General features: G+C 59.6%; 18 protein-coding genes. 8 read left to right on the forward strand and 10 right to left on the reverse strand.

The features are described 5' to 3' along the window. Positions 1-24: 24 nt before the first annotated feature. Positions 25-594 carry a DUF6919 domain-containing protein gene (locus AC07YR_RS18485; protein WP_494734796.1) on the reverse strand — a complete coding sequence of 190 codons (570 nt, stop codon included), beginning with the start codon at positions 592-594 and terminating at the stop codon, positions 25-27. 1196 nt (positions 595-1790) lie between these two features. Then, the gene (locus tag AC07YR_RS18490; RefSeq protein WP_494734797.1) at positions 1791-3176 is read right to left on the reverse strand and encodes an O-antigen ligase family protein; all 1386 of its coding nucleotides are present in this window, start codon (positions 3174-3176) and stop codon (positions 1791-1793) included. Positions 3177-3272: 96 nt separating this feature from the next. Here AC07YR_RS18490 and AC07YR_RS18495 point away from each other — a divergent pair, with 96 nt between their 5' ends. After that, complete coding sequence (locus AC07YR_RS18495) at positions 3273-3473, forward strand: hypothetical protein (protein WP_494734798.1); 201 nt, start codon at positions 3273-3275, stop codon at positions 3471-3473. Between the two features lie 70 nt (positions 3474-3543). Here the strand turns inward: AC07YR_RS18495 and AC07YR_RS18500 are convergent, their stop codons facing one another. Then, the gene (locus AC07YR_RS18500) at positions 3544-4290 is read right to left on the reverse strand and encodes an SGNH/GDSL hydrolase family protein (protein ID WP_494734799.1); all 747 of its coding nucleotides are present in this window, start codon (positions 4288-4290) and stop codon (positions 3544-3546) included. Positions 4291-4720: 430 nt separating this feature from the next. Continuing rightward, a complete protein-coding gene (locus AC07YR_RS18505; RefSeq protein WP_494734800.1) occupies positions 4721-5536 on the reverse strand; it encodes an MBL fold metallo-hydrolase in 816 nt (271 codons plus the stop codon). Between the two features lie 1093 nt (positions 5537-6629). Between AC07YR_RS18505 and AC07YR_RS18510 the strand changes: the two genes are divergently transcribed. Beyond that, entirely contained in the window at positions 6630-8693 is a 2064-nt protein-coding gene (locus AC07YR_RS18510; RefSeq protein ID WP_494734801.1) for a hypothetical protein, read from the forward strand. Between the two features lie 506 nt (positions 8694-9199). On the opposite strand, the gene AC07YR_RS18515 is transcribed toward AC07YR_RS18510, so the two are convergent. The 3 genes from AC07YR_RS18515 to pdhA are packed head-to-tail and all read right to left on the reverse strand — an operon-like array spanning position 9200 to position 13063. Next, positions 9200-10726, reverse strand: coding sequence for a dihydrolipoamide acetyltransferase family protein (locus AC07YR_RS18515; RefSeq protein WP_494734802.1), 1527 nt, complete (start codon positions 10724-10726; stop codon positions 9200-9202). A gap of 4 nt (positions 10727-10730) precedes the next feature. Next, a complete protein-coding gene (locus AC07YR_RS18520; RefSeq protein ID WP_494734803.1) occupies positions 10731-11843 on the reverse strand; it encodes an alpha-ketoacid dehydrogenase subunit beta in 1113 nt (370 codons plus the stop codon). Beyond that, positions 11840-13063 (reverse strand): pyruvate dehydrogenase (acetyl-transferring) E1 component subunit alpha, encoded by a 1224-nt coding sequence (gene pdhA / locus AC07YR_RS18525; RefSeq protein WP_494734804.1) that lies wholly within the window; start codon positions 13061-13063, stop codon positions 11840-11842. Before pdhA ends, AC07YR_RS18520 begins: the two co-directional genes overlap by 4 nt. 159 nt (positions 13064-13222) lie before the next feature. Between pdhA and AC07YR_RS18530 the strand changes: the two genes are divergently transcribed. From AC07YR_RS18530 to AC07YR_RS18555, 6 genes are all read left to right on the forward strand, one after another. Continuing rightward, complete coding sequence (locus AC07YR_RS18530; RefSeq protein ID WP_028271531.1) at positions 13223-13687, forward strand: Lrp/AsnC family transcriptional regulator; 465 nt, start codon at positions 13223-13225, stop codon at positions 13685-13687. Between the two features lie 226 nt (positions 13688-13913). After that, entirely contained in the window at positions 13914-15425 is a 1512-nt protein-coding gene (locus AC07YR_RS18535) for a tyrosine-protein kinase domain-containing protein (protein ID WP_494734805.1), read from the forward strand. 98 nt (positions 15426-15523) lie between these two features. Next, the gene (locus AC07YR_RS18540) at positions 15524-16453 is read left to right on the forward strand and encodes a glycosyltransferase family 2 protein (RefSeq protein ID WP_494734806.1); all 930 of its coding nucleotides are present in this window, start codon (positions 15524-15526) and stop codon (positions 16451-16453) included. A 289-nt stretch (positions 16454-16742) separates the two neighbouring features. Beyond that, complete coding sequence (locus tag AC07YR_RS18545; RefSeq protein ID WP_494734807.1) at positions 16743-17306, forward strand: acyltransferase; 564 nt, start codon at positions 16743-16745, stop codon at positions 17304-17306. Then, positions 17303-18166 carry a glycosyltransferase family 2 protein gene (locus AC07YR_RS18550; protein ID WP_494734808.1) on the forward strand — a complete coding sequence of 288 codons (864 nt, stop codon included), beginning with the start codon at positions 17303-17305 and terminating at the stop codon, positions 18164-18166. The genes AC07YR_RS18545 and AC07YR_RS18550 overlap by 4 nt, the downstream gene beginning before the upstream one ends. 14 nt (positions 18167-18180) lie before the next feature. Then, a complete protein-coding gene (locus AC07YR_RS18555; RefSeq protein ID WP_494734809.1) occupies positions 18181-19494 on the forward strand; it encodes a lipopolysaccharide biosynthesis protein in 1314 nt (437 codons plus the stop codon). A gap of 561 nt (positions 19495-20055) precedes the next feature. Here the strand turns inward: AC07YR_RS18555 and AC07YR_RS18560 are convergent. From AC07YR_RS18560 to AC07YR_RS18570, 3 genes are all read right to left on the reverse strand, one after another. Continuing rightward, the gene (locus AC07YR_RS18560) at positions 20056-20442 is read right to left on the reverse strand and encodes a transposase (RefSeq protein WP_494734810.1); all 387 of its coding nucleotides are present in this window, start codon (positions 20440-20442) and stop codon (positions 20056-20058) included. 201 nt (positions 20443-20643) lie between these two features. Continuing rightward, complete coding sequence (locus AC07YR_RS18565; protein WP_494734811.1) at positions 20644-20862, reverse strand: hypothetical protein; 219 nt, start codon at positions 20860-20862, stop codon at positions 20644-20646. 272 nt (positions 20863-21134) lie between these two features. Next, positions 21135-21641 (reverse strand): transposase, encoded by a 507-nt coding sequence (locus tag AC07YR_RS18570; RefSeq protein ID WP_494734812.1) that lies wholly within the window; start codon positions 21639-21641, stop codon positions 21135-21137. Positions 21642-21644: the final 3 nt, after the last annotated feature.

The raw sequence follows: 21644 nt of genomic DNA on the forward strand, positions 1-21644 counted from the left end.
CCACCCTTCACTGTTGCAGGGGCTTCAGCCCTTGGCGGTGATCAGTGCCTTCTGCAGGAGGGGTACCAGCTTGGAGTTCCGGCCCCAGACGGGGTCGAAGATCTGCAGTTCCCAGCACTCGGCCAGCGATTTGGCGAGGGTCTCGTTGGTCCAGTCCGTGTAGGTCTCGTGGGCATAGGAGGGCCCGCCGGAGCTGCCCAGCCAGGTGAACTCCCTGGCCCCGTCCAGCGTCACGCAGATCTGCCCGTTGCCGGTTTCGCCCGGAGGGAACACCAGCACCACCAGGTCCGTTTCCACCAGGACTGCCGAGATGACGGCTGCCGACTGTTCGGTGCACCGGCCGGTCACAAAGGCGCGCTGCCCGTGGCCGCTGGACATCTCCGCCCCGGGCTGTGAGTCGTCCGTGAGGAAGCCAAGCCGGTTGATCGCTGCCAGGGCTTCGCTCATGGGGCCGTTCTCGCCGGCGTACTGCGGCGCGGCATAACCGGGCACGTAGCTGAGGGAACCCTCAAGCCAGCGGGCGGTCAGTTCGCAAGCGCCTTCAAGCGTGGTGCAGTTGCGCCACGCGTCCTCGTCGGGGACACCTTCAAACATGCAACTATCTCCTTAAAGTTCCCCCAGTAGTCACAAGCAGAATGTATCACTGCTCACAGTGGTTACGCTTGGTCACTTGTGTAACACGTTGGTGTATTCGGTACAGGCACGGAAGCCGCAGGAGCCCCGCCACAACAAGCCGAAACCGAATCCCATTGCCCGTCCCCATTAGTAAATGGGTAATTCAGCATTCCACTTTCCGGGCCGTGGCGCGGGTCGAACTCCTTCTTTATCGGTTTCGGCACAAAATGCCACTTATGCAGGCAAGGCAGTGGAGACTTCCAGCTGGACAAAACCGAGGCGGCGTCACGTATGCGACGGCCGTCGAGAAGCTTGACCTCTACCCTGGTCCCGGCAACACCGTGGCTATTGGTTACTCGCTCACGGCTTGGGGCGGAGATGGTAAACCGCTAGGTCAGCTCTGCGCCCGCACCTACTAGCGCATCCGCTAGGGTGGCGTGTTCGCCACCGGCTCCTGCAAGCTTGGCCCAGCAACTCGATGCCAAGGGAATCGCCTCGGTACCCGTGCCCCTCCTGCCCCGGTCGGACGCGAACAACACCAACCACCAGAACTGGAACTTGGACTCCGCCCCCTTGCGGCCAAACGCAACTGCCTGCTGCACGACCCCGCCCCCCGCCCTGCTCACCGCATCGGGAGCGCAACCAAGACACTCTACGCGGACAGTGCCCCGGCCATCCACCCGGTACGTCCGGCAGGTCACACTGCCATGACGGAGCGCGGCATCAGCGACGACCTCGCGGCAGCCTTCCCCAGATGAGGGTGACCTGCAAGGAAGCGAACGCGCGAACACTCCTTCTGAGGTTCAACACCGGACTGTTCCTCGTGGACACCCGCCGCCAACGGACTGGCGGACAACTAGTCAGCGGCTGGAACCAACTTCACGTTCTGACTCGTCGCACCCATCGGCGAAGGGGACATCGTCGGCAACTGCCAGCGCGCCGTCCGCACCACTGACGGCACAACCTCCACCGTAATGCAGCGCTCCGCGGCCACCGGATTCGCCGCGGGCAACCGCATCTCCCTATCCGACCGCTTCAAAGCCACAGTGGAAGGCACGGGCAGCACCTACACGTCCCCATCGGAACACCGTCCCTCAACGTTCGGGTTGCGCTTTCCATACCCACCCGCGGATCGTCCAGCATCCAAGTAGCCGAGCTCACTTGAGTGGACCAGCCTAAGGGGAGTGCACTACTGCCCGCCTAGTCCTGACACGATGCTTGTGAAGGGAAGCCGCAGTCGGATCAAGACGGGGCTCGGCATGAGCTGCCTCTGGTGAGAAAAGCATGACAGCTAGGGGAATCCAGCCGATGTAGGCCAGCTCGGTCAGGTCCGTGTACGTGATGGTGTTCTGGAGCCATCCGTTGAAGATCAGCCCGATCAATGCCGCGAGCATGATGGGACGCAGGTGGCGAGGCATGCCGTTGGCCCGGCGGAAGGCGACAACATACAGCAGTAAAACGGAGGCGACCAGAAGTAGGCCACCTGTCGTCAGAAGGTGGATAAGGGCGTTGTGGCCGGAGAAAGCGGTCAGGCCAAGGTCATTCGAGTACTGCGCAATGTCACCGTAGAACCGTGGCCCCCGGCCCAAGATGGGGCTATCCTGCCAATATTCGAGGCTGCTCATCCAGATCTGTCCACGGTAGCTGTAATCGTCAGCCGATGTCGACGTGAGCGGCGTGACCACGACGAGTGCCGCGCCTGCGACCGCTGCGACAGCAGGGAGCAGCTTTCCGGTGGGGCGGAACGATGTATAGGCGTATATGGCGATGCACACGGCCGCCGCGAGGATGGAGCACCTGTTGCCGCTCCATAGGACCGACAGGAAGGCTAGTCCCACACCGATGATCTGGATCCAGCGCTGCTTGATCAGGAGGATGAACGGTATACCCAGCGAGAGGGCAAGCCCTAGAACGTTAGGGTGTGCGTATGGACCGGCAAGCAGTGTAGGCCAGAACGCCTTGTCACCGACAATGGGCGGCAGTGTGGTTCCAACCAGCGGAACAGCAGCCCCGAGGCCGAAGCTGGCCGCCGATGCCAAGCCTGTAATCCAGCCAATGACCACGAGCGTTCGGATTGGCACCTGAGTGCGCCACATGACCAGGACCGTCAGCGGGTAGATTACCGTATCGAGTGAGAACTTGTCACCGTTGAGCATGGCCGAGAAGGATGTGAACACGAACGGCGTCAACATCACGAATAAAAGCCAGTGCCTTGCCGGGACCTTTGCCTTGAGCGTTGAAAGCAAGAGTATTACCGCCAGGGCCACGAACGCCGCGAAGATGACCTTCAGCGTCAGCTGCGCAGCCGGCACTGGGCCAAGGACTTTGTCTACTTCAACCCGGCTTCGGCCGTTCTGGAAGGTGGTAATCATGTTGGGGAAGAAGCCGTAAGACCAGGCCAAACCGAGTAGCACCATCACCCACCGCTCTGTCCGAGTGCGAGGGGATGCCGTTTCCGCTGCCCGCGCGGTGCGCCCGCGACGGGACCATTGCGTCACGATTACTGCAAACCAAACCGCTGCCGATACCCCGACGCCCACCCAAAGCCAAAGCATTTCCATTTCGCAATTATCGCAGAGCAGTGGCCACTCCCTTGCCCATCAGCCACGCCTGTAACATGCCGCGGGAGAAATGGCGCAACCACGTAGGGGGAAATCGTGTCAGACGTCGAGTACAACTACGGGACCACTGCGTCGAACTGGGACGCCGGGCCCGGGCTGGAGCCTTTCGTCGATCAGGTTTTCTGGATGGTGTTCGTGGCCGTAATCATCGGTGCGGCAGTGGGGCTCCAGCGGCTGGTGGCTCAGACAATCGTCCTCAGGAAGCGCGGACCATCGGTCAACGACCAGACGAGATGACGATCAAGGCCGCTTGGTGGCCCATGCTGCACCCTCCAATAAGAGGGCCGAGACACACGTTGGGGAACGGCTAGAGCTTCACCTTCACCGCTGCTTTGATGGCGGCGTGCCCCTTGTCATTAGGATGCACTCCGTCGGTAGCAACAAAGTCCCGGTGCCCGACGAGCGGTTCGCCGATGTCAACATACGTTGCCCCTACATCCACCGCCAGTGCCTTGATGATTGCCGCGTACTCGACCAGCGTTCCGGGCGCAACATCGTCGTCCCAGATCGGACTAGTGACAATGATCTTCGCCTCCGGGAGTGCCTTGCGTAGATCCTGGAAGAACGCGGTCACGGCTGCGGCAGATTCATCCGATGGCCCGTCATTCCGGCCGCCGGAAACGATGACAATGGACGGTTTAGCCTTGACCGCTTCGGGGATCATCTCCCGGTAGTTCGGGCAATAGTCCAGTCCGCAGCCGGCCTTGCCGCTGGTTGCTAGGTAACCGGTGCCGCCCTTAGCGACGTTGGTTTCGCTCCATCCCATCTCGGATGACAGTAGGGAAGTCCAGCGCAGCGCGGGAGCCGAAGCTCCGGCGCCCGCAGAGTAGGAATCTCCGATGTAAGCGACAACGGGCGCGGCCTGCGCCGCTGTCTTTGCCGGGAGGTTCTTGTGCGTCTCGTAGTACTCCGAAACCTTCTCGGAGACAGGCGGGGCGTACTGCGCATTCGCGCTCGCACCGACCGCCCATGCAGTCAGCAGGACGGCGCCGACAGCGCCCGCGCCGATAGCCCCGAATTTGAGACGAGTGCGCGTCTGACGGCTGAGCTTCAAAGTTCCCCCAAAAGAAAGTACGTGCGTATGTGCTAATTCTACGGTCCCCGAATCGCCCTCAAGTCTCAACCAAAGGTGGGGCCGTCTATGCTCCTCCCGAGTCGCCGCGGCCACTTCGGTCAGCTTCTTAAGTCGTCGCCACCGAGTCGGAATCAGACAAAGTTACGGTCCCATAAGACCTGTTTTGCTCACCAACCGACGCCCGCAACGGCCTGTCCCGCTGGGAGGCAACCGATGCAATCAGCGACTAGCGGTCGCTGGTAATGCCACTCAGAGGCCGTGGTAATGGAGAGCACAAGGGAAGCCAATGGACACCTCCGGACTTACCGCTCCTGACGCGCACACGGCGTTAGAACAAGTTGCCTCACCGGAAAGGACGCTCTGGCATGCCTCCATCCCAGTACTCTGGACCCGGACCCTCCGACGGAATCTAGTGGCGCGACTGAGTCTCCTGCAAGCGCTTGATGAACCAGCGGGATTGGTCCGGACCGTACGGCAGCACCGGGATCGCCTTGGTGGCGTCGCTGGGGGTATCGCGGATGGACTGGATGGCCTGGCGGACGGCGGTGGACATGGTGTTGGCCATGGTCTTTACGAACTGGTCGCTGCAGGGTTCGCCGTGGCCCGGGATGAGGAATTCGTAGCGGTGCCGGAGGGCGGAGATGTGCCGCAAGGCGTCGGCCCATTCCTCCGGGAAGGCGTCCTCGAAGGACGGGTGGGCGCCCTGCTCCACAAGGTCGCCGGCGTACAGCGTGGTGGACGTTCCCACCAGCAGGTCGCCGTCGGTGTGGCCGCGGCCCAGGTAGAAGAGGGTGACGGTCTGGCCGCCGAGGTCCACCAGGACGGGCTGGTCCTTCACAATCGCGTTCGGAACCACCAGTTCGGCTTCGGCGCCTTCGCCAGCCGCCATTTCCGGCTCCAAGGCGGCGACCATGCGGCGCTGCCGGTCCCCGTTTTGCTCAATCTCACGTGCACAGTTTTCGTGGGCATAGAACTCCGTGACGCCGTCGTCCGCGAAGACGGCATTGCCGAAGAAGTGGTCGTAGTGAGCGTGGGTGTTCACCACCACCAGAGGCAGCTGGGTCTTTTCGCGCACGGCGGCCAGGATTTCCCGTCCCTGCCGGGGTCCGCCGCCGGTGTCGATCACCATGGCGCGTTCGGCGCCGACTATGAGTCCGGTATTGAGCTTCGAGCCTTCGGTGGCCAGCACATAGTTGCCCTGGCCGACCTCCATCCATCGCGACATTCTGTTCTCCGTATTCATGCGTTCCGGCGATCTTAGGCCTCGATTCTACCCACGCCTTGCTGGTGGAAGCCTGATGAACGGCCCGCGGCCGCCGAGCAAACTTGACCAAAATTGACGGTGGCCCCTTATGCCGAATGCTGTCGCGGAGTCCTGCAGCACTGGCGGCAGGTTGCAAATGAAAACTGGCCAGTCCGGAGCGCCCGGCGAAAACCTGTCGGCCCGATCGGTATCGCAACAGGATGGCGGCCGCGCCCAGGGCTGCGACCAACGGGACAAGCATGATCGACCATCCCACGAGACGACTAGTGATGGTCATGGTGCTTGCGCTGTGTTCAATGGAGTTCGTGGGCCATACGACGGCGTGGGCTGGAGAGTGGACGCAGCCCTGACGCCTGTCACATACATCAATGTAGCTGTGGCTCGTAGAGACGTGGTGGCAACGTTGCTGTGACCTCGATGCACCATTTTGTTCCACTGTGGTAACCCCGGGGAAACGCGCCACTGATTATGATCTGGCTATGGCTACTAAACAACACAAGGCTCATTGCGGTCCGTGCGGCGTCGCGACGAACCACGTCACGTCATACGGATCTTCCGACGGACGCAACGGCACCTATGTGATCAGTGTCAGGTGTTCGGAACATTCAGAGCTGCGTTCATAGAAACGGCGAGTCAATTTCGACGGGGCACTCAGCTTGGGCTCAATCCTTGCCTGGTATCTTGGTCCAACTCCTAGGCTGTCGGCATGTTATTGTCGATAGGCTTTTTTATACGGGTTGCGGGTGCGGTCAAGCTCGAACGCCATCTGGGACACTTCGAATCCGATACGTGAGAGCGAAAAAGTCCTCCTTATTGTGTTACGAATTTTCCGGTTGGATGGTGGTTTACCGCCGACGAATGCGCCTTTAGATCAGCCCAAGCGGCCGAAGCCCGTTCAACAGGTCATCCTGTTTGTGGCTGGTACTCGGACGACAGTCTCGCTGAGTAACTCCACATCAACTGAGTAACACGGGTATATATCAGGTACTCACGCCACATTAAACGCGTAGCCTCCACTGTGGTTCGTATAGCTCTGAGGAAATAGCTTCTACTCATGGCTAGCGAAAGTGTAAAGAAGAATCATCCGGTGTCTCCGCACACTGCCGATGTCAAACGCCGCGGGCTCCTCAGATTCGGAACACTGTTGACTGCTTTCACTGGTGCTTCCGCCATATCAGCCATAGGTGCCAACATTGCTCATGCTGGCCCAGGGGATAAAACCCCGCCTACTTCCTACGTTCCCCTTTCGGAAAAGGGCGCACCAACTGGCGTTGCAACCCTGGACGCAGCTTCTAAGATCTTACCTGCCCAGCTTCCTGACCTTTCTGCCGCATTTGCACCCACCTCCGGCTCGACTGTCTATGCGCCGATGGTCTCGCCGGCGCTGACCGGCAACCCCCTTGTCGGAGGCGTTCCGATCTCCACAGTCCACGGCGGTGTGAGCGTCCTCAGCTACGGCGCCCAAGCCGATATGCGCTCACCCTCTGATGTGACCATGAACTCCGGCAGCGCCACCATCACCAGCTCCTCGTTTGGTTTTACAGTTGGAGATGTCGGGAAGTACGTCAGGTTGGCTGGTGCTGGCGTTGCCGGGGCAGCGCTGGTGACCACAATCGCGTCAGTCACCAACGGCACCACCGCTGTGCTCGCAGCTTCAGCTTCGACCACAGTCAGCGGCGCTACGGCCTTCGTCGGAACCGACAACACGGCTGCATTCCAGAATGCGGTGAATGCGCTGCCAACCGGCGGCCAGGTAACGATTCCTCAGGGCCGCTACCTGCTGTCCGGCACGGTCAATGTAACCGTCCCGATCCGGTTTCAGGGATCCGTGGCGAGCTACAACAATCCTTCGCACGGCACGTACCTGGGGGAAGTATCTCCCGGAGTGTCTGGCTTTCTGTGCTCGGCGGACAACGTCCGCTTCTACAATATCGCGCTGAACAATACGGCAACCTATGCGGACGTTTCCGCTGCGGCCGCAGCCATTGGTATCAACTTCACGTCCGGCACCGGTTGCAGGGTTGAAGACTGCCGTATCTACGGGTGGTACACCGCACTGTGGTTCCAGAACTGCGCCCTGTGGTCCGTGGAGAAGAACTCCATTTCAGCCAGCGTCAAGTACCACATTCGGATTCAGAACGTCGCCACCCCAGACGCTGGCGACCAGTTCCTCGAACGGAATTACTTCACGTCGACCCCTCCCTACGCGCCAGAGGCCACCATACGGTACGAATCAGGTGGCGGGCTCAAGATGATCGGCAACAAGATCCTCGGCGGAACCTACGGCGTTGACCTTGCGGTGGCTGACGGCGTGTCCACAAGCATCATAGTCATCACCGGCAATAGCTTCGAAACCGTCACCAACGGGCACCTCCGCTTCGGTCAGCTAGGAACTACGGGTAAATACCGTCAATGCGTCATCAGCGGTAACCAGTTCTCTGGGCAGAACATCGGCTCGAACTACTACATGCAGTTCAATGCTGGGATATCGGAAGTGAACATCAGTGGCAACATGATGTACGGACCCAATGGCGCGGCCAGGTACATCAATATACTGGGCGGCTCGCGATACAACATCGATGGGAACTCCTTCAACGACGGCCTCGTCGGGATCAACATCAACACGGGCGGCCTCGACGTACGGGTCGGCGATGGCAACAAATTCCGCGGCATAATCGACCCCGTCATTGATGGCGGCGTGTTCAGCATGAATTCACGGGAGACCATCATCCACGAATACTCGCGGACGATTCCGGGGATCGGCACCGGCTCCTACACTGCACTTGTGCAGATCGGCTTCGGCACACCTGGCGCTGCTGAGGTTGAGTTTGCCATTTACGGCAGGCTAACTACAGCTGGAGTTATTGCCGGTGTTGGCGTGCGCGTGCATCGGCTCCTTGTCCAAACCGTCGCCGGCGCTGCGCCATTGGTAACGGTTATTGGAACGGACACCCAGGTCGGCCAGTTGAATCTCCAATTCGACACAACCACAACAGTCGGTAGTCTCCGGATTGGCGTAAAGCGAGACCCATCAGACGGGGCCGACAGCTTCAGCGGCATGTACAGGGTTAAGGTGTCGGGAGCGCAGAACCGTGTCTCGCTTCTGACTAACGCCTAGTTCACACAATCGGTAACGGCTAAGGGAGAACGTCCATCGCCGGATCGACGCGAATGGCAGATCCTCGGGCGGGCCAGCCATCATCGCGACGTGAAAGATAGGCGAACCTACCTGATAGGCGCCGACGGCGAAAAACAACAGGGACGTAGCGGAGCTCGTCCTTAGGAACGTCTGCCTCATCTCTGCCCCGAGAAGACGTCGAGGCCCACCCCGGCAAAGTCTCGCGCGGTTCCATCGACTCGATCAAGCTCCGCGACGAGCTCAGCAGGGAACCGAGGATCTCCAATCCAACACCAGCATCGGCGACACCATCCAAATGATCAAACCGATGCCCAGTACCAGTACACCTAATAGGGGCCAGTAGAAGAAGAGGAGAGGAATTCCAGCGATCATTGGCGTTTGAAGAAGCAAAGGCGCCGTCGGAGCCGCCCATTGCCATGCGCTGGCGGACTTCTGCGACTTTGTGGCCCAGATCCGATCAAATCCTCGGGGCCCAGTTCACCTAGTCACATATCGACCAACACAGACACCGAGTTCTCGATCGCATCTGCCACGTAGCGGAGGAACCCTCCGGCTGCTTCGCCGTCGCACACACGGTGATCGAAGGTGAGCGTCAGCTCCGTGACCTTACGGACGGCGAGCTGCCCGTCAACCACCCAGGGTTTGTCGACGATCCGTCCCAGGCCTAGGATCCCCACTTCAGGGTGATTGATGATCGCGGCGGATCCGTCCACCCCGAAGACGCCATAGTTGTTGAGCGTGAAGGTGCCGCTGCCCAGCTCGGACGGTGTCGCCTTACCCTCCCGCACGACTGCGGTGAGCCGGCGAATTTCGACATCCAACTCTCGGGCACTCATCTTATCCGCGTTTCGGATCGACGGCACCATGAGCCCGCGGTCCGTCTGAGCTGCGAAGCCCAGGTTGACTCCGTCGAACGCCACGATTTCCTGGCTCTCTCCGCCAACGGCGTCTTCGATAGTGACGATCCGGGTGTTCAGCTCCGGGTACTTCTTCAGTCCGGCCGTGACGAACCGCGCGATGAATGCCAGCAGGCCCGGGGTATTGTGCGGGTCCGCCTTCTTCAAGGTGGCGCGTATTTCCACGAGAGCAGTGGCGTCCACGTCGACCCATACGGTGGCTTCCGGGATCTCCGAGCGGCTGCGGGCCAGATTCGCGGCCACAGCCTTCCGCACTCCTCTGACCGGCGTGCGGCTACTGATGCCGAGGCCCGTGCGGGAGTCGGTTTCAGTTCTGGGCCCTGCAGGCTCAACCGCCGGGCGCGGGCGGCGGGTTTCGACAGGCTCAACCATCGAGCGCTTCTGTGGCACTTCGGCAGGCTCAACCTTTGAAGGAGCGATCGCCGCCTCGACATCTTTCCGCATGATCAGCCCGCTGGTTCCCGAGCCCTGCAGTCCGCTCAAGTCAACACCGTGGTCACGGGCCATCCTGCGGACCAACGGCGAAATCACGGCACCGAGCTTGCCTGGCACGCGGGTGCGTAGGAGGATGACATCGTCGGCGGCCATTTCCGCGGCGCTGACCTTGGTTGCCACAGAGCGTATCCCGGCGGTTTCGACCGTGGCGGACTTCCGGGCACGGGTGCGACGGGCTTGGCCGTGTCCGCCCGGCGTTCCGTAGCCGATGAGAACGTTGCCGGAGCCGGCCTTTTCCTCGTCTCGATAGGTTTCTGCTGCGGCAGAGGCTGTGGCCCCGGTTTCGGCAGGCTCAACCACCGGCGTTTCGACACGCTCGACGGCCGGAGACTTAGGCTCAGCCGCCGGCCCAGCGCCAATAGGCGTGACCGAGATCAGCGGCTTGCCAACGTCGAGGGTCTGTCCCGGCTCTCCGTGGAGCACGGCGACGGTGCCGGCGTACGGGGAAGGGACCTCGACCATGGATTTCGCGGTCTCAACCTCGGCGATGGGCTGGTCGACGCGGATTTCATCGCCCACGGAGACGAGCCAGCTCACCAGTTCGGCTTCGGTGAGGCCCTCGCCCAGGTCCGGCAGCAGGAATACTTTCGGTTCACTCATCTGATCAGTCTTCCCACTGGAGGTCGTCAACGGCGTCGAGGATGCGGTCCACGCCGGGCAGGTAGTAGTGCTCGAGTTTCGGTGCCGGGTAGGGCACGTCGAAGCCAGTGACACGGCGGATCGGCGCGGCCAGGTAGTGGAAGCAGCGCTCCTGGACCCGCGCCACGATCTCTGAGGAAACCGATGCAAAGCCGTGCGCCTCAGCGATCACGACAGCACGTCCGGTCTTGCGGACTGACGCGCAGACAGTTTCGTCGTCAAACGGCACTATGGAGCGGACATCGATCACTTCGAGTGAGCGGCCTTCCTCTGCCGCCGCAGCAGCTGCTGCCAGTGCGGTGGGCACGGACGGACCGTAGGCGATCAGGGTGGCATCGGTGCCGGGGCGGGCGACGGCGGCACGGCCTTCCGAGGACGTTCCGCGCTCCGTGTTGTCGGCGTGCTCGGCACGGAGTCCTTCCAGGTCCACCACGTCCTTGGACCAGTAGAGCTTCTTGGGCTCCATGAACATCACCGGGTCATCGGAGTCGATGGCTTCGCGGAGCATGCGGTAGCCGTCGGCGACAGTGGCCGGGGTGAAGACCTTCAGACCGGCAGTGTGGGCGTAGTAGGACTCGGAAGAATCGCAGTGGTGCTCCACTCCCCCGATGCCGCCGGCGTAAGGGACGCGGATGACGATGGGCAGCTTGACCGCACCCTTGGTGCGGTTGTGCATCTTGGCCACATGGCTGACGATTTGCTCAAAAGCAGGGTAGGCAAAGGCATCGAATTGCATCTCGATCACCGGGCGCATGCCGTTCATGGCCATCCCCACGGCCATGCCGACAATGCCGGACTCTGCCAGCGGGGTGTCGAAGCAGCGGGACTCGCCGAAGGTCTTGGTGAGTCCGTCCGTGATCCGGAAGACGCCGCCGAGCATTCCGACGTCCTCGCCGAACACCAGCACGGAGGAGTCAGCATGCATGGCGTCGGCCATGGCGGTGTTCAGCGCCTTGGCCAGGGTGATGGTCTGCGGGCCGGTCGATTCGGCGGTGGCGGCGGCCTTGGCAGCGGCGCGGGCGGTTGCCGCGCTGACGTTACCGTTGACCTCGGAGGACGTGGTGACAGTGGGGCTCATTTTGCGGCCTCGTCTCGGGAGATTTCGTCGGCGAGCATGGCGGACTGTTCCTTCAGCTGCGGGGTGGGGGTGGAGAAGACGTAGCGGAAGAGGTCCTGCGGGTCGACGGGGACGTCCTCGCCCAGGCCCTCGCGGAGCTGCGTGGCAACCGCTTCCGCCTTCTCCGCGATCCGGGCGGCGCCGTCGTCGTCCAGCAGTCCGCGGCCGGTCAGGTAGGTCTGCATCCGCTTCAGCGGATCCTTGGCCACCCACTGGGCCACTTCGCTGTCCTGGCGGTAGCGGGTGGCGTCGTCGGCGTTTGTGTGGGCCTGCATCCGGTAGGTGTGGGCCTCCACGAGGAGCGGGCCGGAGCCATCGCGGGCCAGCTTGACTGCGCGGCCGAGCACGGCGAGGAGGGCGACGACGTCGTTGCCGTCCACGCGTTCGCCGGCCATGCCGTAGCCCACGGCCTTGTGGGCGAGTGACGGCGCCACGGACTGGTGGGCCAGCGGTACCGAGATGGCGTACTGGTTGTTCTGCACGAAGAAAACGACGGGCAGGTGGAAGACGGCCGCGAAGTTCAGTGCCTCGTGGAAGTCGCCTTCACTGGTGGCGCCGTCGCCGCACATGGCCAGGACCACGGTGTCCTCGCCGCGGAGCTTTGCGGCGTGGGCGACGCCGACGGCGTGCAGAAGCTGGGTGGTGAGCGGCGTGCACTGGATGCCCACCTTGTGCTTTGTGGGGTCGTAGCCGCTGTGCCAGTCGCCGCGGAAGAGAGTCATCGTCTGCACCGGGTCCACGCCGCGAGCCATCACGGCCACGGAGTCGCGGTAGGTGGGGAAGATCCAGTCGCCGTCGGCAAGGCAGAGGGCGGCCGCCACCTGGCAGGCCTCCTGGCCGTGGCTTGACGGGTAAACAGCCATGCGGCCCTGGCGGACCAGAGCGGAATTCTGGTCATTGACGCGGCGGCCGACGACAAGCTGCTCGTACGCGGCCAGCAGTTCGGCGTCGCCGGGCAGCGCGTATTCGTGGCCGGGCTGGGCGCCCTGCTCGGTGTGTGGGTTCAGGGTGCCGTCTTGATCCACCATCTGGATCTGGTGGCGGGCGGGCAGCATGTAGTCCTCCACCGTGATGCCGAACTTGCGCACAGCCTCGGCTGCCGCACCTTCGGCCAGGTGGTTCCCGTTCGCCTGTTCCGGCGCGTCCTGCCCGAGGGCGGTGTGGTCCGCGGAGATCGTCATTGGTCCGTCCTTCTGTAGCCACTATTCGCTTCAAGTATCACTCTGAAGGAACTTTCGTATCCAGTCCCGCGCGGAATCGTGGAGAAGTACGTTATTTTGGCCTAGTCTGAAAGACGAATCGTAAGTGTGAGCTGCGTTACCGGCAGGAGTTGTGGACAAATGGCAGAGACCGAGGCGGACCAGGTGGCGGTGCCGCTGGATGACGTAGACCGGAACATCATCGCGGAGCTGACCCGCGACGGGCGGATGTCCGTCACTCAGGTTGCGGAGAACGTCCATATCTCGCGGGCTCACGCCTACACACGGATTGCGCGACTGACCGGCGAGGGCGTGCTGACGAAGTTCACGGCGCTGGTTGATCCCATTAAGGCGGGGCTCAAATCCTCAGCCTACGTAACGTTGAAAGTAAGGCAGCATTCCTGGCGAGAACTGCGCGAGCTGCTCCGCGCCATCCCGGAGGTGCACCACATTGCCCTGGTGGGCGGGGACTTTGACGTCATCCTGCTGGTCCGGGCAGTGGACAACGTGGACCTGCGCAGAGTGATCTTTGACCAGTTGCAGTCCATGCCTGGGGTGCTGGACACGCAGACGTTTTTGGTGTTTGAGGATGTTGATACGCGCTAGAACAGCGCGCGGCATGAGGCAAGTGGTCCAACTCACTTTGTTTGCAGGAGCAATGGCCACCCCCTTGTCCGCTAGTTCGCACAGGACAGTTTTGCCTCATCCTCAGCTTCGACACAGAGAATTCACAAATTCTCAGTCCGGGTATGATGGCTGTGACCACAAGAATATTGCCGTTCTGAGGCATTCCTTTCGGTTGCCTTGAGAATCAACACAGGGGGACCCCGGTTTGGACTTACGCGACTACTTGCGCATCCTTCGGCGACATTGGATATTGATTCTGGCCGCATCTCTTACTGGCCTGCTCGGTGGCGGTGCAACAGCCTTCGCGACTCAGCCGACGTATACCGCTGAGACACAGTTGTTCGTGGCAATCCAAAGTTCCGGGTCGGTCCAGGAACTTCAGCAGGGCAATACCTTCAGCCAGGCTAGGGTTCAGTCATACGTGAAGACCGTAGGCTCTCCAGTCGTTCTTCAGCCTGTAATTGACAATCTGGGCCTTTCCATGACGGCGGACGAACTGTCAAAACGAGTTGCCGCGACGTCGGATATTAATACTGTCCTCATCAATATTTCAGTCGAAGATCACTCCCCAGTTCAGGCGGCCGGAATCGCCCAGGCCGTGGCGAATAGTCTCATCGTGGCTGTCGATTCATTGGAACGACCGAAGGCTGGTGGTTCGTCGCCGGTCAATCTTTCAATCATCAAACCAGCAACTGCCCCGCCCCTGCCCTCCGCACCAAACACAAGGCTTAACCTATTGCTCGGACTGACCCTTGGCTTGGCCGCAGGCGTAGGTTCAGCAGTACTCCGAAGCACACTGGATAATCGGATTCGTGGCGAGCAGGATCTCCGCCAAGTCACTGATTCGCCTCTCCTCGGCGGCATTTCGTTCGACCAAGACGCAACGAGAAAACCTCTTCTGACTCAAACTTCTCCGCAAAGTCCTCGAGCGGAGTCCTTTCGACAGCTACGGACTAACCTTCAGTTCGCGAATGTCTCGGGAAAAGCAAAAACAGTCCTTGTGACGTCATCGCTTCCCGGTGAAGGGAAAAGCACAACCGCAACGAACCTCGCAATTGCATTGGCCCAAGCGGGGCAGACCGTGTGCTTGATTGATGCGGACCTTCGCCGCCCCATGGTAAGCGAGTATCTTGGAATCGACCGAAATGCTGGGCTTACCACAGCATTGGTAAGCGCTGCAGATATCAATTCACTCCTTCAGCCGTGGGGCGAAGACAGTCTTTTTGTCTTGACCTCAGGCCAGATTCCCCCAAACCCAAGCGAGCTCCTCGGTTCGGAGGAGATGAGGGATCTGATAGGCAGTCTGGAGCAGGTCTTCGATACGATCATCATTGACGCCCCGCCCCTGCTTCCGGTTACCGATGCGGCAGTTCTGTCCCAACATGTCAGCGGGGTCGTGCTTGTGGTTGGTGCCCAAAAGCTTAGAACTCAGGATCTGCAAAAGTCACTAACGGCCTTAGAGATGGTGGGCTCCAACGTACTTGGAGTCGTCTTGAATCGTCTTCCGGTGAAAGGCCCCGACGCGTACTCCTACAGCTACTACAGCCACGATACGCAATCCAAGGGAAGCCCCAATGGCTCTCGCAGGGGGGACAGCACATCAAACGACTTGCACGGTGAACGAACCGCGCGACGTGACTACCCGTCCGGCCTCAGCGGCCCGGATGGCACACAACGTCCCGCGACGAAGTACCTGTCACAGGCAGAGCATCTCTAGACCTTGCGGAAGCGGGGCGGCCTGGGTCCGAAATCACCAATATGGTACCCAGCCTATGAGCCACTGCAGAATAATCTCCAAACCACGTGGAAGTAGCTATGAGCGGGAACTTAGACGAAAATCAAAGTAGCGGGTCGGGTCCCACTGCCTCAGACCTTGATGTCACAGTGGTAATCGCTGCATACAATGCAGAGGCGACGATAGCTGAAGCTATCGTCAGTATCGCCTCTCTAGCCTCTTGGCCTGTAATCGTTGTTGATGATGGAAGTACAGATGGAACTGGCGCCATCGCCGCCGCCCACGGGGCGGAAGTCATTCGCCAAGATAACAGGGGGGCCAGTCTCGCGAGATCCGCTGGGCTTACCGTCGCAGATTCGACGTTTGTCATCTTTCTGGACAGCGATGATGCCCTCTTGCCCGGGGCAATTAATGCGGCACAGTTGCTCAACAAGAATCCCACGGCAGGCGTCATTGGTGGCCTGATCACGCCTAATAGTGAATCCAATCAGGGCATGCTCCAGCCCCGCCGAAGTCTGCCCCGTCAACTTGACACGCGATACCTCCTGCAGGAGACCTACGCACCATGGCCTCAGAGCGCTGCCATTTGGAGACGGTCGTCTTTGGTATCTGCGAGCGGCCAGGATCCAGTCGCGCTGCATCCTAGGTTCGCAGAAGACTTCGAACTCCTCATACGAGTTTCCCTTGTATCGGATGTTCTCGCCATTCCCGAGCCTACGTGCCTCCACCGTCTGGCAGGCGGTAAGTCTGCCACCAAGGCCATTGAAGCTGTGAAACAAAGCGAGCGCGTCCGCTCCTACTATTCGTCGTTCCTTGGTCTGGATATAGACGTACTAACAACAAGGGGCATTGAGGACCAGGCAGCGTGGCGACAGTTTCGGGCCCTGCAGTCAGAACTGGGGCTCCCTCGAGCAATTGCAGAAAGAATCGCGCGCCCGCATACTCTGTTCCGCCTATTGCGACATCAGATAAGGCGCATATCGAAAAAACCGTCGATGTCTCGGGCCTAATTGAAGGGTTCAGCCCCTGGACGAACCGGGCCTTTCGAAACCATCAGTTCAGCCGATCTGCGATGAATTCTTCATCGCGGAACGATCGTGGTCCTACCGACCATTGGATTAGAACCCTTGGACTTTAGTCGTTTTCCTGCAATCCGCTCCAGGTCCGGCCAACGGCGAAACCAACGCTGTTGCGGCACCCGACAAAGTTAAGGTGAGGTCCTACTCGTCACGGCGGTGGCCATTCCTTGAACCCAGAAAGGCAATCCTGAAATTGAAACTTACGGCCAAGGCTTCCATAATGAGAGTAATCAAAGCCAGTTTATTGAGACACCAGGGCCTGCAACTTTCAGCAACAGCTCGTTTCAATGGACTGCCGATTGTAAAGGTCCATCAGGGCTCGACAATACTTGTTGGCAATAATGTCGTTATTAACTCAAAACCAAAATCCAACGACATACTCTGCCAACATCGCAGCGCTCTCATAACACTCACTCCCCAAGCAAAAATTGTGGTTGAAGAGAGCGCCGGCTTATCTGCAGCCATTCTGTCAGCCAGAGACTCCATCACTATTGGTAAACGTACTCTCATCGGCGCCGGCGTGCTGATTACTGACTCGGATCACCACCCGGCGAAACTGGCAGACGTATCCTTGCGTCGTTTTGCCCCTCCCGGTGATGTTGATACGGCTCCCGTCGTGATTGAAGACGATGTCTTCATCGGAACAAGATCTACGGTATTGAAAGGGGTCACGATTGGTCGCGGGTCGGTAATCGCAGCCGGGTCCATTGTTTCTAGGAGCATCCCGGCAGGAGTCGTCGCTGGGGGAAACCCATGCCGCGTCATCTCAAGGATTGAATCATGAGCACAAACCCAGAAGGCCTCAATTCGCCCCCTACTATTGTGGTAGCAATGACTTGCCACAACCGCCGACATCTTTCAACTCGGATTGTTTCCCAAATACTTCGTCAAGCCAATGAAGATGCATGCGTCCGATTTGTCGCAGTGGACGATGGGTCCACCGATGGCACAGGTGAAGCACTTCGAGCCATGGGCGTAAACGTAATAGACGGCAATGGAAACATGTACTGGGCGGGAGGTATGAGGGAGGCACACAAAGTTGCACGCCGCGAAGACCCAGATCTAATCCTCTGGGTGAACGATGATTTAGACTTATCGGCCGACGCAATCAAAGTCCTTCTTGCGGGCTACCGAGCAACCCAAGGAAACGCCATTCTTGCTGGTGCCGTAGAGTCCGCAGATTCAGGCGAAATCTCCTACGGTGGCCGAAATCAAAGCAGACTTAACCCTCTCAGCTTTCAACTCAGTGGCGCATCCGATCTCGGCAAAGAATGCGACACATTTAACGGAAACTTCGTGGGCATACCTCGCGCAATCTATGACAATGTTGAATTTCCGACAGGTTATCGCCACGCCTATGCAGACCTGGCATATGGAATTCTCGCCAAAAAGCATGGCTTTAAATCGAACATCTTACCAAAGGCAATCGGCCAAAATGATCGCAATCCGCAAACGGGAAAAATGTTCCGCCATGATGTCCCACTCTATCTTCGCGTGCGATTTGCGCTCTCCCCCTTCGGATTGCCTCCTGCCCAGCAGTGGCGTTTTGCCTGTCTCACCACCGGAAAGTTAGCTCCTCTCTGGTTTATACGATCATATGTCCGGGTGTTCTTCCCTTCTAGGAAATTGCGGCAAGAGGAATGAAGATGCCCAGTTTAATGGCAAGTGTAATCAAGGCTGGCGGTGCACGCAGTGTAGCACTTGCATCGAGTCTTATATTCACTGCATTAGCTTCGAAAATAGTCTTCCAAGAGTACGGTGCAGCGGCATTCGGTATCGTTACTTTCATCGCAAGTCTCCAGTACTTGATTCCATTTGCGGATCTTGGACTAGGCGCTGTGATTATGAACAGCGTTTCAATTGCCAGGAGAGACGGCGACGTCCGTCGATCACATCCGATGATTTTCCGAAGCCTAAAAGCACAATTAGTATTTGCTCTTTTAATTGGAATGGGCGTCGTGGCAGCCGCGTTTCAATTAGGACCTGAACTGGACTTCGCCGCAGGGAGGATACCCACCGCGGCCTTGCTCGCTGCGGCGGCGATTATTAGCGTTAACATACCAATCTCATTCGGCAATCGAGTTCTTATCGGACTTGATTCAACCCACACAAGTATCTACATACTCTCGATCGCGCCACCTTTGGTATTGTCGGTGGTTGCGATATTTGCGGTACTGAGAGTTGACGTAATTTATCTCTACTCAGTTTGGCCGGCGGCAGCGCTGGTTTCATCCGTGGCCGTAACTGTCGTTGCAATGACGCGTATCCACCTCAGACCTGGACAACTTATTCGTGGAATTTTTCGAACGAAAATGAGGGATAGATCTGAGCCCATATGGGGCACTGCCGTCAGTATGTTCTTAATTTCCGTTTCATCTCCATTGACGCACAATTCCCATCGTCTTATCCTTGGAATAACGGCGGTCCCGCATGGCCTGGCGACCTATGCTTTGGGCGCCCAGATATTTTCTCCGCTTCTCAGCCTAATAACCAGTTCAGCGACACCCCTGTGGACGAGGTTTGCGTCGGCGAGAGGTTCTAAACGTGGATTTGTGATTGCCACGGGGTTGTTTGGCCTAATTGGTGTACTGGCTAGTGGATTGTTGTTCATCGCCACACCCCTCTATTCTTGGTTCGTCGCCGGTGACGCAAATTATGTTCCGTGGCAAGTAACTTCAGCGTTTGCGGCATTTCTAATAGCTAACTCTCTATCCTTGCCGTCCATGATGAGGCTTAACAGCGGCCGTGACATCAATTTTCAGGCGCTGGTCACCTCAATTGCATGCCTAATCGGCCTTCCCTTTGCGGTCTGGGCAGCACTGACTTGGGGGACTCCGGGGCCTATCGTTGCATCTGCAATTACAATGACGGTAATCCAGTTGGTTCCAATGCTTCTCTGGCAGCTATTGGGAAGTAATAGGTCAGCTCCGAAAGCACCAGCACGTATGACGGCGGCCTCACAAGAGGCTTAGCCCAAGACATACCGGCGTTGTGCCTGTTCGAATTGGATCTCCCATTTAGGCACGTAACAATTTCGTCGCTAGATGAAGCAACTCCCGAGCGTTGCATGGTGGCCACTATGGGGCTCTTCATGGTTGACGGTGAGTGTTCTGCCGTGAGGATTGTTCATGCCGCTGTTCTGGCAGCACTGCGCAACACGATACGCGTTTGTAGGTTGCGTGCATTGGTGAATCCCGGGCCCGTCTTTTTTATTTGCTTGATGGCGGTGTTGTTCGCTTCTACTTTGGCGGCTCTTCACGGTTAGTGGGAAAATGGATTCCCGGGTGAGTGTCATGCCGCCGTCCGGACGACACTTCTCATGAAGATAACTGATTTGTAATCGGCTGGGTTCCGGTAGTCACGGGCCGTGCACTTGATGTGCTTGATCGGGGTGTTGTTTGCCTCGACCTTGCCGGTGGTGGCGCCGGTGAAGATGAGAAATTCGATCTTGTTCCATCACCGGCAGACGGTGCTGTAGAGCCTGCTGTTCTCGGGCCGTCCGGCGGCATCCACGAGGACCTTTAGTTCGTCTTTCACGGTCGAGTCATCGGCAGCGAAGACCTCGGCCAGGCGTGAGCGGCTGCCTCTGACAGCGTTTCGACGGCGCGCAGGAGCAGCATCCGGTGCGCCCGGGCCTTGTCATCCCCGCGGCCGCGACGGCCCTTGGCCCGCTGGGACAGGTCCTGGCGGGCCTCGGTCACGGCACGGTTGGCCAGCGAGATAAGGTCAAAGTGGTCGACCGCCACGGCAGTGCGGGGCAGCCACCTGTACAACGCCTTTCGGAATGCTGCAGACGGGTCGATCGCAACAACATGCACTCCCACCCGCCACAGAAGCGGACGGGCGAAGAGCCAGTCACCGACGCCCTTGGGGTCCAGGCCATCCACGATCCCCCAGCAGCTGGCCGGTGTCGAGGTCAACGATGGTGGTCATCCACGGCTCGCGCCTGACCCCAAAATCTGGACTGAGGGTCTCGGAAGAACCGCACGGACCGCAACCGGTGCTCGTCGACGCCCAGCATCCGGGGGCTGAGCTCATCCACGTCGCGCAGGGTGAGGAAACAGGCTTCGGTCAGCACGACAGTTCCTCGCAGTGCCAGCAGTAGTTGGACCAGAGGACTTTCATGGCGCCGGCAACAGGGATGTCCCGGATCCGCTGGCAGAGGCGTTCCTTCCGCCGCGTCGCCACGGCACGGCAGGTCGACAGCCCGGTGGCTGGTCCGTTTCGACAATGACTTGGCGGCGCCCATCGGCCAGCATGCTGACGGATATGACGCGGTAGTTGGGCAGGTTGAAGATGCTGGTGGCAGCGTCGGACGCCACGACGATAGGCTCAGTCAAGGCTCGTGGTCCTTGTTCCTGGTTTGAATGCTTAGACACGCTCATCCCAGCCGGGCCGCAGGCCCCCTGATTATCTACGACACGAAATCAATTCCCACCAACCACGAAGAGCCAGTTTGGCTGTCGTTGCGCCGGTGACGATGAGGACTTCGATCTCTTTCCGCCACCGGCACAGCCGGTTCGTTTCCGGCTGGGCGGCTTGCTAGACCAAGCCTGCAGCTGGTCTTTCGCAGCGGTCGCGTCGGCAAGGGATCCCGTGGCCAGCAACGTCTTCAACTATTCCTTGACCAGCCAGGCGGCCCGCAGCTTCCCGATGGCGTCGTCGGTCGCGAACACGGTATTAAGCCTATCCGGGGCCCGGTCCGAGAGCCTGTCCCCGGCGCGGAGGAGCAATCGCCGATTGGCCCAGACCGGGTGGATGGAGCGTTGCCCTGGACCTGCTGGGTGAGCCGCTGCCGGATTTCGGTGACCATTTCATTGCCGAGCTTGACCAGGTGGAACGCGTCGACCAAGACCGCGGTGCCCGGCAGCCACATCCGCAGGGCCTTCCGGAACGCCGCTGACGGATCGATCGCCACAACCTGCACGCCAGGCAGCGGCCGGGCGAACAGCCGTTCCCCGACGCCCATGCTGTCGTGGACGTCCACAATCCCCAGGGCCTGTCCGGTGTCGAGATCGACAATTGTGGTCATCCAGGGTTCGTAGCGTTTCCAGGCCTTGGTGGCCGGGTCGCGTAAGAACCGCACGGCCCAGTAGCGGTGTTCGTCGATGCCGAGCATCCG

It is taken from the genome of Arthrobacter sp. GW460-12-1-14-TSB2 (assembly GCF_059423525.1).